At 40.1% G+C, this 16,259-nt stretch carries 13 protein-coding genes and 1 riboswitch; of the genes, 6 read left to right on the top strand and 7 right to left on the bottom strand.

Annotated elements, in window-relative coordinates; all coding sequences use genetic code 11:
* Nucleotides 1-73: 73 nt before the first annotated feature.
* Nucleotides 74-985 carry a nucleotidyltransferase family protein gene (locus HMPREF0766_RS16770; RefSeq protein WP_002999778.1) on the bottom strand — a complete coding sequence of 304 codons (912 nt, stop codon included), beginning with the start codon at nt 983-985 and terminating at the stop codon, nt 74-76.
* 67 nt (nt 986-1,052) lie between these two features.
* Entirely contained in the window at nt 1,053-2,594 is a 1,542-nt protein-coding gene (locus HMPREF0766_RS16775; RefSeq protein ID WP_002999780.1) for a helicase HerA-like domain-containing protein, read from the bottom strand.
* Nucleotides 2,595-2,812: 218 nt separating this feature from the next.
* Here HMPREF0766_RS16775 and HMPREF0766_RS16780 point away from each other — a divergent pair, with 218 nt between their 5' ends.
* From HMPREF0766_RS16780 to HMPREF0766_RS16790, 3 genes are all read left to right on the top strand, one after another.
* The gene (locus tag HMPREF0766_RS16780) at nt 2,813-3,151 is read left to right on the top strand and encodes a hypothetical protein (RefSeq protein WP_236590599.1); all 339 of its coding nucleotides are present in this window, start codon (nt 2,813-2,815) and stop codon (nt 3,149-3,151) included.
* Nucleotides 3,152-3,239: 88 nt separating this feature from the next.
* A complete protein-coding gene (locus HMPREF0766_RS16785; protein WP_002999784.1) occupies nt 3,240-4,775 on the top strand; it encodes a SulP family inorganic anion transporter in 1,536 nt (511 codons plus the stop codon).
* A 70-nt stretch (nt 4,776-4,845) separates the two neighbouring features.
* Complete coding sequence (locus tag HMPREF0766_RS16790) at nt 4,846-5,493, top strand: carbonic anhydrase (protein WP_002999786.1); 648 nt, start codon at nt 4,846-4,848, stop codon at nt 5,491-5,493.
* Nucleotides 5,494-5,532: 39 nt separating this feature from the next.
* Here HMPREF0766_RS16790 and HMPREF0766_RS16795 read toward each other — a convergent pair whose 3' ends face one another.
* Nucleotides 5,533-6,801 carry a hypothetical protein gene (locus HMPREF0766_RS16795; protein ID WP_002999789.1) on the bottom strand — a complete coding sequence of 423 codons (1,269 nt, stop codon included), beginning with the start codon at nt 6,799-6,801 and terminating at the stop codon, nt 5,533-5,535.
* Between the two features lie 111 nt (nt 6,802-6,912).
* Between HMPREF0766_RS16795 and HMPREF0766_RS16800 the strand changes: the two genes are divergently transcribed.
* Complete coding sequence (locus HMPREF0766_RS16800; RefSeq protein ID WP_002999792.1) at nt 6,913-8,583, top strand: glutamine--tRNA ligase/YqeY domain fusion protein; 1,671 nt, start codon at nt 6,913-6,915, stop codon at nt 8,581-8,583.
* A 200-nt stretch (nt 8,584-8,783) separates the two neighbouring features.
* The gene (locus tag HMPREF0766_RS16805; protein WP_236590600.1) at nt 8,784-9,371 is read left to right on the top strand and encodes an outer membrane beta-barrel protein; all 588 of its coding nucleotides are present in this window, start codon (nt 8,784-8,786) and stop codon (nt 9,369-9,371) included.
* A 77-nt stretch (nt 9,372-9,448) separates the two neighbouring features.
* On the opposite strand, the gene HMPREF0766_RS16810 is transcribed toward HMPREF0766_RS16805, so the two are convergent.
* The 4 genes from HMPREF0766_RS16810 to HMPREF0766_RS16825 all read right to left on the bottom strand — a co-directional run bounded on the left by HMPREF0766_RS16810 (nt 9,449) and on the right by HMPREF0766_RS16825 (nt 12,788).
* Nucleotides 9,449-10,405, bottom strand: coding sequence for a methylenetetrahydrofolate reductase (locus tag HMPREF0766_RS16810; RefSeq protein ID WP_002999798.1), 957 nt, complete (start codon nt 10,403-10,405; stop codon nt 9,449-9,451).
* Nucleotides 10,406-10,515: 110 nt separating this feature from the next.
* A riboswitch (SAM riboswitch) is annotated at nt 10,516-10,621 on the bottom strand.
* A 67-nt stretch (nt 10,622-10,688) separates the two neighbouring features.
* Complete coding sequence (locus HMPREF0766_RS16815) at nt 10,689-11,531, bottom strand: hypothetical protein (protein WP_002999802.1); 843 nt, start codon at nt 11,529-11,531, stop codon at nt 10,689-10,691.
* A 78-nt stretch (nt 11,532-11,609) separates the two neighbouring features.
* Nucleotides 11,610-12,134 (bottom strand): ribosome maturation factor RimM, encoded by a 525-nt coding sequence (rimM, locus tag HMPREF0766_RS16820; RefSeq protein ID WP_002999806.1) that lies wholly within the window; start codon nt 12,132-12,134, stop codon nt 11,610-11,612.
* Nucleotides 12,135-12,248: 114 nt separating this feature from the next.
* Entirely contained in the window at nt 12,249-12,788 is a 540-nt protein-coding gene (locus HMPREF0766_RS16825) for a 30S ribosomal protein S16 (protein ID WP_002999808.1), read from the bottom strand.
* Nucleotides 12,789-13,023: 235 nt separating this feature from the next.
* Here HMPREF0766_RS16825 and HMPREF0766_RS16830 point away from each other — a divergent pair, with 235 nt between their 5' ends.
* Complete coding sequence (locus HMPREF0766_RS16830; RefSeq protein WP_002999811.1) at nt 13,024-16,251, top strand: UvrD-helicase domain-containing protein; 3,228 nt, start codon at nt 13,024-13,026, stop codon at nt 16,249-16,251.
* The last annotated feature ends 8 nt before the right edge of the window (nt 16,252-16,259 follow it).

Consider the following 16,259-nt stretch of genomic DNA (forward strand, 5'->3'; position numbering starts at 1 on the left):
GTTAACTTATTATCAAACATAAAAAAATCCCGCAACATATTGTCACGGGATTTCTATTAATCGTATCTATCGCTTAAAATAATTTTTCCGGATAAGCTCCGTCCGCTACAAGCTTAGAGATGCTTTCCTGAACGATCTCTTTATCTTCTTTATATGTTACTCCAAACCATTTGGATGAAGTCGGAATTACTTTAAAGTCTGTCTGTCCTGTCTGTACCAGTGCATCTGCTACAGAAGGGATAAAGAATTCTGATTTAGGATCATCCGCATTTTCTTCCACAAATGTATGGAACATTTTTTCAGCCTGCTCAAATACTAATGGTGTGAAACCCCAGAAGTTCATAGAAACACGGCTATTCGGATCCAGCTCTGTCTCTACTCCGTTTTCTTCAAAAACGATTTTCTTCTCCCCATCGATATCCTTATAATAGATCTTTGTACGCTCTGTCACACTCTTCATATGACCTGAGTCCGAGACTTCGCAGACACCTCTGGATACATATCCGTGATCGGACAAAGTGTTATCTACACGGAATCCCATGAGAGCCATTTGCTTATCCGTCACTTCTGTTGTAAGGAATTCCGCCATCTTCACAAAGGAATCCGTTCCGTAGAAATCATCCGCATTGATAACACAAAAAGGCCCATTGATCTGATTTTTTGCACTTAATACTGCGTGTGCCGTACCCCACGGTTTAGAGCGCTCTATCTCTCTATCTATTCCAAATTTCTTTAAATCGAAATCCTGAAAGGCGTAATCAACTTCAATCTTACCGCTCAACTTAGCGTCAAAGACTTCTCTCATTTTATCAAGAAATTCTTCTCTGATAATAAACACGACTTTTCCGAATCCGGCTTTGATCGCATCATAGATAGAATAATCAATAATAGTCTCGCCGTGAGGACCAAAACCATCAATTTGTTTTAAAGAACCGTAGCGACTAGCCATTCCCGCAGCTAATATCAATAAAGTTGGTTTACCCATATTTTTTATTATAGTTTACAAGTTGAAAATAACAGTGTTACTGAAAGTTGCAAAGATACAATTTCTATCATTTTTTCTTTAGAAAAGCTGTTAAAAGTCCGTTAGCCAGTTTACTTAGTAACTTTACTCCTTCTCTGGCCAATGTAGTGGTGGCTGTTTTCTGTGCTGCCTCCAGTGGTGTCTGTCTTCTGGAAGCTGGACGCCCCGATGCTGACTGCGCTTTGGCAGCCTCCTGCTGAGCCTTAGCCCGTTGTGCTTCTTCCATTTTTTCTTCAATGATTTCTTCAGCACTCCGGTTATTGACAGACTCTTTATATTTTTGCAGTAAAGGCGAATTATTGATAATGTCCGTGTAGGTCTGTGGATCTACAGGTCCCATTACAGAGCGCGGACCTATCATATGTGTAGCGACTACTTCCGTAGGAATACCCTTATCATTCAATACAGTGATCATGGCTTGTCCTGTACCTAAAGAAGTAAGAATTTTATCTATCTCATAAAATTCAGAATGCGGATATGTCTTTACAGTCTTCCGCAGTGCTTCGGCATCATTAGGCGTAAATGCCCGCAGAGCATGTTGTACGCGATTTCCCAATTGACCAAGAACTGTTTCCGGTACATCAGTTGCAGCCTGCGTACAGAAGAATACACCTACCCCCTTTGACCGTATTAACCTTATAATCTGCTCTACCTGAGAAAGGAATGCTTTAGAAGCACCGTTAAACAATAAATGAGCTTCATCAAAGAAAAATACAAGTTTTGGTCTGTCCAGATCACCTACTTCCGGAAGATTTTTAAAAAGTTGTGCAAGGAGACTTAATAAAAATGTGGAAAATAACAAAGGCTGATCCTGTACATCAGAAATATTCAAAAGACTGATAACGCCCTTACCGTCTATTTTCTGGAACAAATCCTGAATTTCAAATTCCTTCTCTCCGAAAATATGGGCCAATCCTTGCTGCTCGATGGCAACTATTTTTCTCAATATCGTACCTGAGGTAGCTGAACTGATACGGCCATAATCATTACTGATTTCTGCTGCTCCTGGTCCATCTGAAAGATAAGTAAGTAATTTTTTCAAATCAACAAGGTCTACTAACGGCATTTGCTTATCGCCGGCATATTTGAATATGGCCGCTAATACACCCGACTGTGTTTCATTCAGATCCAGAATACGGGACAAAAGTACCGGCCCGAAGTCTTCTATAGTGATCCGCATCGGAATCCCTTTATTGCCACTGAGAGAATAGAGTTCTACGGGGAAATTTTGCGGTTGAAAAGGGTAAGCAATAGCCTGCCCTCTTTCCTCCAGTGCAGGATTAGATTTTCCTTCCTGAGCAAAGCCTGATAAATCTCCTTTCACATCCAGCATAAATACCGGAACCTGTTCATTGGAAAGTTGCTCTGCAATGAGTTGTAAGGTCCTTGTCTTACCGGTACCTGTAGCACCTGCAATCAGACCATGTCTGTTCATCATCTTCAGCGCTAGGTTTACTTTTGCTTCAGCGACGATCTCTCCATTGAAAATTCCTGCCCCCAGGAAAATAAAAGCTCCCTTTGGTTGATAAGAGGCTGTAATCTTTTCAATAAATTGTTCCTTTGTTGCCATAAAAATTCTATTCTTCTATCTCCGGTTATTATGTGAAGATAAGATAGTTTACGGACTATATCAAAGATCGTGCAAAAAGCTTCCAATAGAATTTTGTATCTGAAAAGTCATCTTTTGCAAAATTTATGTTATAAAAAGTGATTTATTTAGTCTTTAATTTTGTTTTTTATTTTTTTCGCCTATTTTTGTGTTGTTAGTATAAAGTAACACGAACCATAATGTTTAGCAGAAAGCACAGAAAAGTATCAGCATTAATTTGCTTTTTCATCTTCTTCACGAAGATGGTGATTTCTGCTACACCTATCTTTTCTTCTTCTGTTGACAAAGATCACATCCTGCAAGTCGTACTACAGATTGAGATTGAGAATAACGCAAAAGCGCCTTCTCAGGCAGAAGATCATCAGGATAGTGGTTCTAAATATTTCAGTGGAACTGCTGACATTACAACATTCTCCTGCCCGGAGACTGTTGTTAAAAACAATGAATTCCACTTTTGGGATGAAAAACACATTTGTGCCTTTCATCCTTCTGTACCCACCCCTCCGCCTAACTGTTAATCAACTATCGCATTAGTTGAGCTGAGCACCTGTATCCGGGTCTCAGGCTATTATCATTAGATTTTTTTAACAGTAAAACACCATTTTTATGTTTGGTACACGTATGTCTGCTTTTCTAAAACTATCGAAAAGAGACTTAAAATATGATTTCCCTTCAAGTATTGTCGTATTTTTAGTGGCTTTGCCATTATGTCTTGGTATCGCCATGGCATCGGGAGCACCTCTTTTTGCAGGCATCTTGACGGGAATAATCGGAGGTATTGTAGTAGCCTCCATCAGTAAATCACCTCTTAGTGTCAGTGGTCCGGCCGCAGGTCTGACTGTGATTGTACTTGGTGCAATCCAGCAACTGGGCGCTTATGAGACATTCTTATTAGCTGTAGTAATTGCCGGAATTATACAATTGATTCTGGGTATCGTGAAAGCAGGTATGATCGGAAATTATTTTCCTTCCTCTGTTATCATTGGTATGCTTGCAGCAATTGGTATCACTATTATCCTCAAACAAATTCCATTAGCGATGGGACTAACGGAAAAACATGCCTTTGAAATGGATAACGGTGGAGGTGTTGCTGCGTTTGCAGATACATTACTGGATTCTATTAATTATGGCGCATTGATCATCTGTCTGCTTTCATTGGCGATTCTGATCTATTGGCCTAAACTTCCGAAGGTAAACAAAATTCCGGCACCTCTGTTAGTTGTAGCTGTGGGACTTGGTTTAGCGATGGCATTTCAGGGCACTTCCTTTCAGTTAAGTCAGGCACAACTTGTGACTGTACCTGTTGTAGGGTCGTTTTCAGAATTTACAGGCCTATTTACGCTACCGGATTTCTCTCAGATCGTAAATAAAGAGGTTTGGATCGTAGCTTTTACAATTGCTATCATTGCCAGTCTGGAGACCCTCCTTAGCATAGAGGCTGTAGATAAAATAGATCCGTTCAAACGCAATACACCAACTAACAGGGAGCTGATTGCACAAGGTGTAGGTAATATGGCCAGTGGTATGCTGGGTGGTCTTCCTATGACTTCGGTAATCGTACGTTCTTCTGCCAATGTAAATGCAGGTGGACGCACACGTCAGTCTGCGATGTTACACGGTTTATGGTTATTTATAGCCTTATTAGCCATACCTACTGTATTGAACATGATTCCACTGTCTTGTCTTGCCGCTATTCTATTGCATACTGGTTACAAGTTAGCAAAGCCGGCTCTTTTCAAAGAGATGTATGTCAAAGGTTGGGATCAGTTTATTCCTTTCTTCATGACAATCGCTGTAGTGGTATTTACAGATTTGTTGACCGGAGTTGGTGTAGGTATCGTAGTAGCAACGTTTTATATCCTGAAAGCAAATATGAAAAATGCATTCAAATTTGATATTATCAAACAGGATGACAACGAGAAGGCTGTAATTACACTTGCCGAAGAAGTTACGTTTCTCAATAAAGTGCCGATTCAGCAAAAATTATACAGTTTACCCAAGAACATTGATAAAATCGAAATTAATGGGTCACAAAGTAAATTCATTGATAAAGACGTCATTGAGGTCATTAAAGACTTCCAGCAAAATGCGATTAGTAAAGGGCGGGATATTCAATTAACAGATATAGTTTATAAAAAATAAAACATTTAATTACCGAGATTTGTATATATCAAAGCGGTAAATTTTCACGAAGTAATTTCAAATATCAACAATGGAAAATAAAGATTTAAAGTTAGGATTCGACAAAATTTTAGATGGCAACAAGGAGTGGATGGACTTTGTTAAAAACGACACCTCCGGCCGATTTCAACAACTGGCAAAAGGACAAAATCCGGAAATTCTCTGGATAGGCTGTGCAGATAGCCGTGTTCCAGCTAATGAGCTTACCGGTACAAAACCGGGAGAAGTATTCGTGCACCGTAACATTGCCAACGTATGTGTACACTCTGATATGAATATGTTGAGCGTATTAGACTATGCCGTCAATGTTCTTAAAGTAAAACATGTAATCGTGGCAGGTCACTATGGATGTGGTGGTGTGGCAGCATCTCTGAGCCGTAAACAATTTGGTGTCATAGATAACTGGTTATGCCATATCAAGGATGTATACCGTTTACATGCTGCTGAAATCGATTCAATCCAGGATCCTGAACAAAAAACAAATCGTCTGGTTGAACTCAATGTTGTAGAACAGGTATTCAATCTTTGTACGACATCTATTGTACAGAATGCATGGAAAGAACGTGATGACTTAGCCGTACACGGTATGGTCATCAATATTGGCTCCGGAGAGCTGATCGATCTTGACACCACATTCACAAACAATGAATCTTTAGGAAAAGTGTTTGCCTACTCTTAACTAAATCAAAAGGAGATCCGAATCGGATCTCCTTTTTTATTACCTGATTATTTTACCTGACTGATCTGTCCGTACCACAAAAGGTTTACAGTATTTATCTACAATAACAGCAAACTGATATTTGCTTACAGTTTTATTACCGTCATACTCTCCTTCAAATTTTAATTTTTTATGCCAGTCCTGTATGATCTGTTTATCCAGTTCATCCCCCCTCTGACTGACATACTTAATCAGACTCAAAAGGTCTTTCCATTTTAGAATATCTCCACCATTATCCAAAAACCAGATCTGACTTCGGGAATACAACTGATTAAATACAGGTTTGATTTCTTCAAACCGTACGCTATCTTCTCCGTTTAACAGATATCTTCCTTCTTTGAATTCGCCTTTTAATATCCCTGCAAGACCAAATTTTTGTAAACCCGAAGCATGCACATCGTCCACCGGAATATCCTCATAAGGAATGATCTTGGCTCCATACTGTAGTAATTCATCCTGCAACTTCCGGATATCTATTTGACCTGCATCCGTTTTGAAAAATGCACAATATGCTGCCATAGCACCCAGCGTCTGCCCAACGGCACTTCTAAACGGGATATCATCTGCAGAAGCGGACTTAAGTTTGCTGATTAACGGATTTTGAAAGTAATTATCCTTCTGGCTTTGCAAAAATACTTTCATAGGAACAGACAAAGTCTCTTCAGACAGACGTCCGCTGGCGAGAATCGTCCGTTGATCCTGAAGAGTATATGCATCCAGAGACAACCATTCTGTAGTATTAGCAACAGACAGTCCGGCTAATGCTGACAACTCATTTCCTGCAGAAAGATCCACTACAGACAACACTTCATATTTAGCTTTATCAGTTAATACAATATCCCACCGTTTACCAGCTCGTTTTAAGGATATAATCTTTTGATTTTTAATCACCCGGAGATTAGGTTCGCCGCTGATCATTCGTTCAATACCATTCTTAAAAAGCTGAGGATTGGTATCAGTCTGTAATAACCGGGCTGATGAATCATTTTTGGGAAGAGCGGGGTTGGTAGCAAACAGCAGAGATCTCCATAATCCGGCATCCAGATTATGCTGACCGGCCAGCGTAATACTTTTTTCGGTGAGAGAAGGAACTAATGTCTGCTGATCAACAACCCACAAAGTAGCAACTCCCGACTTTGCGCTTTGTATGGCCGAAAAAAATGCTTCAATGTCATTTCCATAAACTAACAATGTCGGTTTCTTGGTTTTTTGAGCAAAAGATAACACGGGAAGAAGCAATGCGAGCAAAATGCCTGAAAATCTGATCATAATCAATACTTGTCAATTAAGGAATTAAAGATAGGAAAACCTTTGAAATACGGGTCTTATGTGCTGTGATTAGCATATAAAAATATCATGCTTAATAGCTAACTTTGTAACATGGAAAATGAAGTAAAATCATTAAATTTTATTGAAGAGATCGTTGAGGAGGATCTTCGTACAGGCAAGCACGATGGTCGTGTATTGACCCGATTCCCTCCTGAGCCGAATGGTTACCTTCATATCGGACATGCTAAATCCATCTGTCTGAATTTCGGATTAGCAAAGAAGTATAATGGAAAAACAAACCTTCGCTTTGACGACACTAACCCTGTGACTGAAGACACAGAGTATGTAGAAAGTATTAAAAAAGATATCCAATGGCTTGGTTTTCAATGGAACCAGGAACTATATACATCCGATTACTTCCAGCAACTTTATGATTTTGCACTCGAGCTGATCAGAAAAGGATTGGCTTATGTAGATGACAGCACTGCTGAAGAAATTGCAGCAGCAAAAGGCACACCTACCGAGCCCGGAGTACCTACACCTTACCGGGATCGTACAGTAGAGGAAAACATCACACTTTTTGAAGAGATGAGAGCCGGAAAATACAAAGAAGGTGAAAAAGTATTACGTGCAAAGATTGATCTTGCTAATCCGAATATGCATCTGCGTGATCCGCTTTTGTATCGGATCAAATTTGCTGATCATCACCGTACAGGCAATACATGGCCGATCTATCCAATGTATGACTTTGCACACGGACAAAGTGATGCGATTGAAAAGATCACCCACTCCTTGTGTACACTGGAGTTTATTCCTCACCGTCCGCTGTATGACTGGTGTATAGACAAATTGGAGATTTACCCTTCAAAACAGTATGAATTTGCGCGACTGAACCTGAATTATACAGTTATGAGCAAGCGTAAATTGCTGCAACTGGTAAATGAAAAACATGTTGAAGGATGGGACGATCCACGTATGCCTACCATCAGCGGTCTGCGTCGTCGCGGCTATACACCTGCCAGTATCGTAGACTTCTGTGAGCGTATTGGTATTGCTAAACGCGAAAATATTATCGATGTAAGTCTGCTGGAATTCTGTATCCGTGAAGATCTGAATAAGACAGCATGGCGCAGAATGGCAGTGTTAGATCCTGTCAAAATGATCATCACCAACTATCCGGATGGACAGATAGAAGAACTTGAAGGAGAGAATAATCCGGAAGTAGAGGGCGGGGAAGGTTCACGTAAAATTCCGTTCAGCAAAGAACTATGGATAGAACGTGAAGACTTTATGGAGAATGCTCCAAAAAAATTCTTCCGTTTAGGACCGGGATTATCTGTACGCCTTAAACATGCTTATATCGTGGAATGCCATGATTTTGTGAAGGATGAAAATGGTCATATAACAGAAATTCACTGTAACTATATTCCAAACTCAAAATCCGGAGAAGATACGAGTGGCCTTAAAGTAAAAGGAACGATTCATTGGGTGTCAGTACCACATGCGCAAGAAGCTGAGGTAAGACTCTATGACCGTCTGTTTAACGTAGAAAATCCTGCTGCAGAAGAGGACTTCAAATCTACCATCAATGCAGACAGTCTTAAAATTATTCCTAAAGCTTACTTAGAACCTGATATGGCAAATGCGCAATTAGGCAGAGGCTATCAGTTTATCCGATTAGGATATTATACATTAGATACCCGTTCCACTAAGGATCAGCTGGTATTTAACCGCACTGTTACCCTCAAAGACTCCTGGGCAAAAGAAGTAAAAAAAGGATAACCATATCTATACATTTTTAAAAAAAAGTCCTGTTCTGCGAAAGAAGAACAGGACTTTTTCATGCTACCTATCTGCATTATTCTCTTTCCTTTTCCAAAACACAAAATTGTCTCTGCACTTATTTTAATTCCTGATTCCGATCATATTTTTAAGCTCCTGTGCTACTTAGATTTGAAGTAGTTAAACAAATATTATATGCTATGAAAAAGTTATTATTCTCAATTATTGCAATGTTACTTATCGGCGCCACAGTTGCTCAGGCTCAGGGATTCAAAGGAAAATGGTTTATCATGGGTGAGGCTGGTTATTCCACTCAATCGGATGGTAATATCCAGCATTACAGTGTACTTCCGGTTGTAGGTACATTCGTTGCACCTACGACTGCAATTGGTCTGGGGGTAGGATATTTAGGGCAGAAAGATAAAACTGTCCCTGATGTTGTCGGCAAAGAAGAGGCATTCATCGTACAACCATTGGCCCGGAAATATTGGGGTATCACGGACAACTTTTTGATTTTTGGTCAGGCAGCAGTTCCTCTGACCTTCGGCAAAAATAGCATTGACGCAAATGGAGTCAAAACAGACAGCAAATTCACCGGATATGGTGTACAGTTATCTCCCGGGATAGATTATTTTATGAGCAGTCACTTTTCAATAGAAGCATCGTTCGGATTGGTTGGCTGGTCAGCGGTAAAACCTAAGGATGGAGAAACAGCAAATGACTTTAACATCGGTGTGAATTCAGGATTTCAAAACGGAGTCAAATTCGGGCTCAAATATATCTTTTAACCCCCAGCAACCTATTTAACAAGTAAGGCCTGTATATGTAATATGCAGGCCTTCTCTTTTGTTGATTTAAAACACATTTAAAACAATTGTTCTACAATCTTTTTGGTAGGTCCCGGATTACTCATCGTATAGAAGTGAAGCACCGGAGCTCCGAATTCGATCAGTTCCTTACATTGTTGTACCAGCCATTCCTGTCCTACCTGCCTTACATCGGCATTAGTATGACAATCTGCTATGGCATCACTAAGCTCTTCAGGAATATCCAGGTGAAAGACACGCGGTAAAGTCACCAGCTGTTTCTTGGAAGTAATTGGCTTCAATCCCGGAATAATAGGCACATTAATATCATGCTCCCGGCATTTGGTTACAAAATCTTTGTATTTCTGAACGTTAAAAAACATTTGGGTTACAATAAACTCGGCACCCATCTCTATCTTTTTCTTTAGAAATTTGAAATCCGTATTAAAGTTCGGGCTTTCAAAATGTTTCTCCGGATACCCGGCAACACCTATACAGAAATTGGTCTTCTCTGAAGTTTCGATATCCTCATGCAGATATCTGCCTTGATTCATATTAGCCACCTGCTCCAGCAGATCTGTCGCAAAAGAGTGTCCTCCTTCTGTCGGGATAAAATCTGCATCTCCCCGCCGTGCATCTCCGCGTAGCACCAGCACATTATCAATGCCCAGAAAATTGAGATCGATCAATGCATTTTCAGTTTCCTCTTTCGTAAATCCGCCACAAATAAGGTGAGGAACAGCATCTACCTTATATTTATTCATAATAGCAGCACAGATCGCTACTGTTCCCGGCCGCTTACGGTAAGATACTCTTTCCAGCAGTCCGTTTGCATGTTCTTTATACAGGTAATCTTCGCGATGGTAGGTGACATCTATAAACGGAGGTTTGAATTCCATCAACTCGTCCATGGTTTTATATATACTCTGTATGCTCTGTCCTTTCGCAGGAGGCAATAACTCAAAGGAAAACAAGGTTTTACCTTTAGCGTTTTGAATATGGTCAATAATTTTCATTTAGCCGGCCAAACTTCAACATGTTCATTCATGTTGACACTTTTTTTAATTTCAATAATAAAATAATGTATGAAGGCTCGTAGAGAAAGACACCAGGTATTCAGTGTTTCCGCTTATCTTTCCCTTTTTTAGGTGGGGTAGAATGTAGCACCTTGTCTCCAAGACAGGTTGCCAAGGCTTCATTGGGTCTAGTCCCTCTGCCTTTCTCTATAAGCGAAGCTAATATCGATATTCAAAGTGAAAAGTCAAAATTAAAAAAGTAAAACCTGTCACTTATCTTTATTTATTGTTTGTCACTTAGGGCATTCCGGAGATCTTTCAGGTAATAGAAAACCACCAGAAGACCCGATCTTTTATATCGGTTGGCCTCCGTATTCTTAAATGTTTCATACATCATCTCATAAGCTCTGTATGCATCAGATTCATCATAAAAGATATCTTTCCAGCTCTGCGGTACATCATCCCATTCACGGAGTACAATACCATTTTCGAGATAACGCAACGGAGTGGGGATTCCGTCCATTTTGTATCCGTGATAAACGCCTGAATGAAGTACATGCTGAACATATGCACAGACGTAATCCAGATTATTCAATAATCTTGTCTTGATTTCAGCATCCGATTCGCTGTCCATCGGAGCTATTCTCCATGTATTGACTTCGTATGAAAATTTACTATCCGTCTCAACGGATTTGGTACTATCTAAAGTAAAATTAAAATACAGACGCTCATTTGCTGATATTGCACGGCTGCTAATCTCATCAAAAACACCCAAAAGCTGAATACAATCCGGTCGCTGCTCCTTGATCTCCAAAATTAATTCTGATCCATCCCTGTCTTTCAGCTTAACTTTATTCTTTACCAATTCATAATTTCCGTGCATAAGTACATCCTCGATGGCCAATACGAAAGTTTTATCCTTATTGAGCGCAATAAAAGAACGATGATAAATTTCATGATCACAGGCAACTTTACAGCCTACACTCCCCCTATCTGTCTTTTTCATAGCCTTATAGACAGACTCTTTATATCCGCATGTCATTTGATAATTCCCCGGCTGGAGCTGGATTGTTTCGGTACACGATCCGATAAATAAAGGCAAAAGGAATAAAAGGATATACTTCATAATACAGGATTGCAGCTAATTCAGTTTTGGCTCCCGAATATAAGTAGAAAAAGCTACTCTGGAAAGAGCAGCTTTTTCTTATTCGCTGTATAGTTCTACCAATCCTTCCGGCAAATCTACTTCAATAATCTCTTCTTCAGGATCAATCCCCAGTATCAGATCATCATTTAACGGAAACATCAGCTCTTTTCCGTTAAAATCAACCCTTGCGATAAATTGCTGAGGCAGTTCCTGAACCTCTACTATCTCACCCAGTTCACCATGTACTTCGTCTATAACCAGAAAACCTTTGAGATCAGTCAGCCTGAAATCATCAGGATCACGCTCTGGCATCTTATCATTAGGAAGGTACAGTTTCTTGTGAACCAAAGGCTGTGCTTTATCAATATGATCTACATCTTCAAGATTGAGATAGGCTGTACTATTCGATTGTAACTTGATATTTTCTACAAAGTAGGGTACAAGTTTCTTATTGATCTCCACAAAAAGTACATCAATATCCAGATCCTGATAATCTTCAAATTCAAAAAACAGCTGCAGTTCTCCCTTCAGTCCTCTTGTCTTGCTGATGTATCCGATATAAAAACTCTGATCTATGGTCATGATGTAAGGTAAAATATAAAAATAAAGATTCAGACGGATTATCCAATTCCATCTTTTACAAAAAAGCCGTCCCGGTTTTCGGGGCGGCTTAATTTTTTACTTCGTGATATGTGATTATCCTTCAGTTTCTTCAGTGTTTTCAGCGCCTTCAGTAGCTTCTGGTGCTTCTACTTCTTCAGCAGATTCTTCTACTGCAGGAGTGTTTTTTGCAGCGATAGCAGCTGCTTTGTCAGCTTTTTTCTTAGCTTCAGCAGCTAATGCAGCTTTCTTAGCTTCTTCTTTAGAAGAAGTCAGGCTATCTTTTTTACCATCGATTTTAGCAGTTTTTTCTTTAGACCATTCTGCGAATAGTTCTTCAGCTTTTGCTGCATCGAAAGCACCTTTTTTCACACCACCTTCTAAGTGTTTTTTGTACAATACACCTTTGTAAGAAAGGATAGCGCGAGCAGTATCAGTAGGTTGAGCACCTTTGTTCATCCAATCTAACGCTTTTTCGAAATCCAAAACGATTGTAGCAGGATTTGTGTTAGGGTTGTAAGAACCAAGACGTTCGATGAATTTACCATCACGTGGTGCACGTGAATCTGCTACTACTACGTGGTAAAAAGGTTTTCCTTTTTTACCATGTCTTTGCAATCTGATTTTAGTTGCCATGTTTTAATTTTGTTTTATGTATTCAACATATCCCCCGTACTGTATGTAAGAGGGGACGCAAAGATAAAAAGATTATTCCGGATTGTCAACTCTTATCTAATCAAGGAATTAAATTCATCTGTCTTCAGACTATAGAATCTTCATAAACGAATTGCTGTCTTACTTTTTGATTAGGAGAAGGGCTCTTGCCAAATAATATGTAACTTCATCCTTTGTAAAACATATGCATTCATTTATGTCAGGGATCTTACCTCTAAAAATACTTAAAGCTTCAGCAGGATCAGGTAAAACATTCAGCCTTGCCGTGCACTATCTGACGCTGTTATTTCATCACGAATATAAATATCGGGAAATATTAGCTGTAACCTTTACCAACAAAGCAACTGAGGAGATGAAAACCCGGATTCTGGATGTATTAAAAGGACTGGCAAACAATGACCCTTCTCCCGGCACGGACAACTACAGACAGCTGCTTTTAAAAGCCTATCCACAGTATTCCCATATCGAACTACAGGAACGGGCACAGAAAATATACCGTCGTATCCTGCATGATTACAGCCATTTTTCCGTCAGCACTATTGATGGTTTCGTGCAAAAGGTAATTCGAGGATTTGCGTTTGAGCTGGGACTTGATGCCGCTTATAGCCTTGAAATGAATCTGGACAAAGTACAGGATCAGTTGGTCGACAGACTGGATGTGGAATTAGACGATAAACCGGAGCTGGTAGAATGGATTGTCGATCTTGCGAAAGAACGTATTGATAATGACAAAAGCTGGAATTATAAGGGAGAACTCCTTAGCCTTACACGCGAGATATTCAAAGAGCGCTTTGCTGATTTTGAGACAGGGCTTAATGAAATTGGCTATTCAAATATAGAAAAGGAATTTTCGAAATATGTACAATTGACCAAACAGCATATCAGATCTGTCGAAGAGGCATTGGTATCAAAAGCGCAGTCGGTTTTGCAGGCATTCCGGGACAGTAATCTCTCAACGGATGACCTCAAGGGTAAATCCCGCAACCCCCTGTTGAAATTAACAAAGATCACAGAGAAGGACTTTGGTCAGATTTCCTCCCTTCATAGACTGATTGACACACCGGAAGAATGGTTCCAGAAAAATACCGACAGCAGTCCTTTCTATTCCATCAATCCATTATTAAAAGATCTGTGTACTTATTTTCAACATCAAGAAGGATCCTATATTCTGGCCACTCAATTCCAGAACAATGTGTACTACCTCCGTCTCATGCAGGAACTTGCACTCTTACTGCGGGCATATCGGGAGGAAAGTGGCAACTTGTTAATCAGCGATGCGCAGCATTTATTAACCGGAATTACGGAAGATGCCGGAGATAATCCTTCTTTTATATGGGAAAAAATAGGCAACCGCTACCGCAATTTTCTGTTTGATGAGTTTCAGGACACTTCCGTTTCCCAATGGAAGAGTTTCAGATCCTTAGTGCAGAATGCAATCTCTGCACCCAGCGAAGAATTTATAGATCATCTTATTGTAGGTGATACCAAGCAGTCTATTTATCGCTGGCGCAATGGCGACTGGAGCATACTCGAAAGCGGAGCCAAAGCAGATTTGGGAAGTCATCATATTGTAGATGACAATCTGGAGGATAACCATAGAAGCAGTACGGCTATTATTGAATTTAATAACTTCCTTTACGCTTCCTTTCCCCGTCTTCTGCAGGATAAACTCAATTTATTAGTTTCAGAAACCGAAAAGACAGAGCTACTGGACTGGTGGGTAGCTAAAGGATATCACGATATTATCAACTCGATATTTGAAAATGTAAGGCAGAATACGACCCCGAGAACTCCGGATGGGGGAATTATCAAAATCAGCAAATTCAGTAAACAGGAAGATGAGGAGCGCATGTTCAGTGATTCCGTATTCAGAGAATATGCACTGAAGGACACCATTGAAGAGATCCGGCGTATACAGCAGGATTTCCATTATACCTACAGTGAAATGTGTGTACTGGTGAGAACTAATGGAGAGGCAGAATCCGTTGTCAACGAACTGATGGCTGCAGGTATTCCCGTTGTATCGGGAGATGCGCTGATGATAGCAAACAGCACAGCTATAAAACTGATCATCAACACCCTGTATATTCTGGTAGGATATGATGAAAATACATCTTTGTATAAGGCTAATTGTATTTCGCTTTATCATAAGATCCGGGACATTGCAATTGACCCTGATATATTCCTGACGATCAAAGGAAAGAGCTTATCACAGCTTTCAGGAATACTCCCTCCTGCCTTATGCGAAGAAGCTAATAACTGGATGCAACTGCCTCTGCCGGAACTTGTGGAACGTATCATCCATGCATATGGTCTGGACCAGAAACAGGAATATCTGGCCTATCTCCTTTCATTCCGGGATATTACCGCAAATGCAACAAAGCAGGGAGAAAAAGGGATATTAAGTTTTCTGAACTGGTGGGAAGAAGATGGCGTACGAAAAACATTGCCATCTCCTGATGCGGCGAATGCTGTACAGGTCATGACTATCCATAAGTCCAAAGGGCTCGCTTTCCGCGCCGTATTTATCCCGTTCTGTAATCTGGATCTGGGCGGAAAGACAAATGGAATATTCTGGGTTCCCGCAATTAACACACCATATGAGGCACTGAAAAGTATACCACTGAAGTACAAGGATGAATTAGCAAAGTCCAGTGTGGCAAACTATTACTTTGAAGAGAACTTGTACAGCCATATCGATGCGCTTAACATGATCTATGTGGCCACCACACGGGCAAAAGATTATCTGTATATCGGCATCAAGGAAAAGAAAGATTTGAAAAAGCTAAGCAATACCGGCGATCTTTTCCAGCTTGTTTTAGCAGAGCATTTTGAATCTGAAGACGTGTATAATGTTGAAAAACCTGTCCGTGCAGATAGAAAACAGGATTCTCCTCAAACGATAGGCATGCATGCCTATCCTACTTCTGACAGATTATCTGATATCTATATTCCCCGGGAGGAAAAAAATGCTGCTCACGTCCTTCATGTAGGACAGGCCGGAAGACAAGGAAGTATACTTCACACCATACTCGCTGATATAAAATCTTTAGCCGAGCTTCCATCCTATCTGGACAGCCTCCTGTTGGAAGGAGCAATTATGGAGGATGAAAAAACCTTCTTTCTGCAGGAAGCAACACGTGTATTACAACATGAACAGTTAAATGAGTTATTGAGTAAAGCAGAGCAGCATTTTTCGGAAAGATCTATTGTCAGTGCAGAAGGACATGTGTATCGTCCCGACAAAATACTGATTCAGGATAATTTTGTAGCTGTTATCGATTATAAATTTACATTTCAGGAGCATCCGGAACACCTGGACCAAGTCCGTATCTATATGGATCTTCTAGGTAAAATGGGCTATAAAGATGTGGAAGGATATTTATTCTATGCGACCACAAATACACTTAAACCTGTTATTTAATTTCGGAG

The organism is Sphingobacterium spiritivorum ATCC 33861, from assembly GCF_000143765.1.
GTDB lineage: Bacteria > Bacteroidota > Bacteroidia > Sphingobacteriales > Sphingobacteriaceae > Sphingobacterium > Sphingobacterium spiritivorum.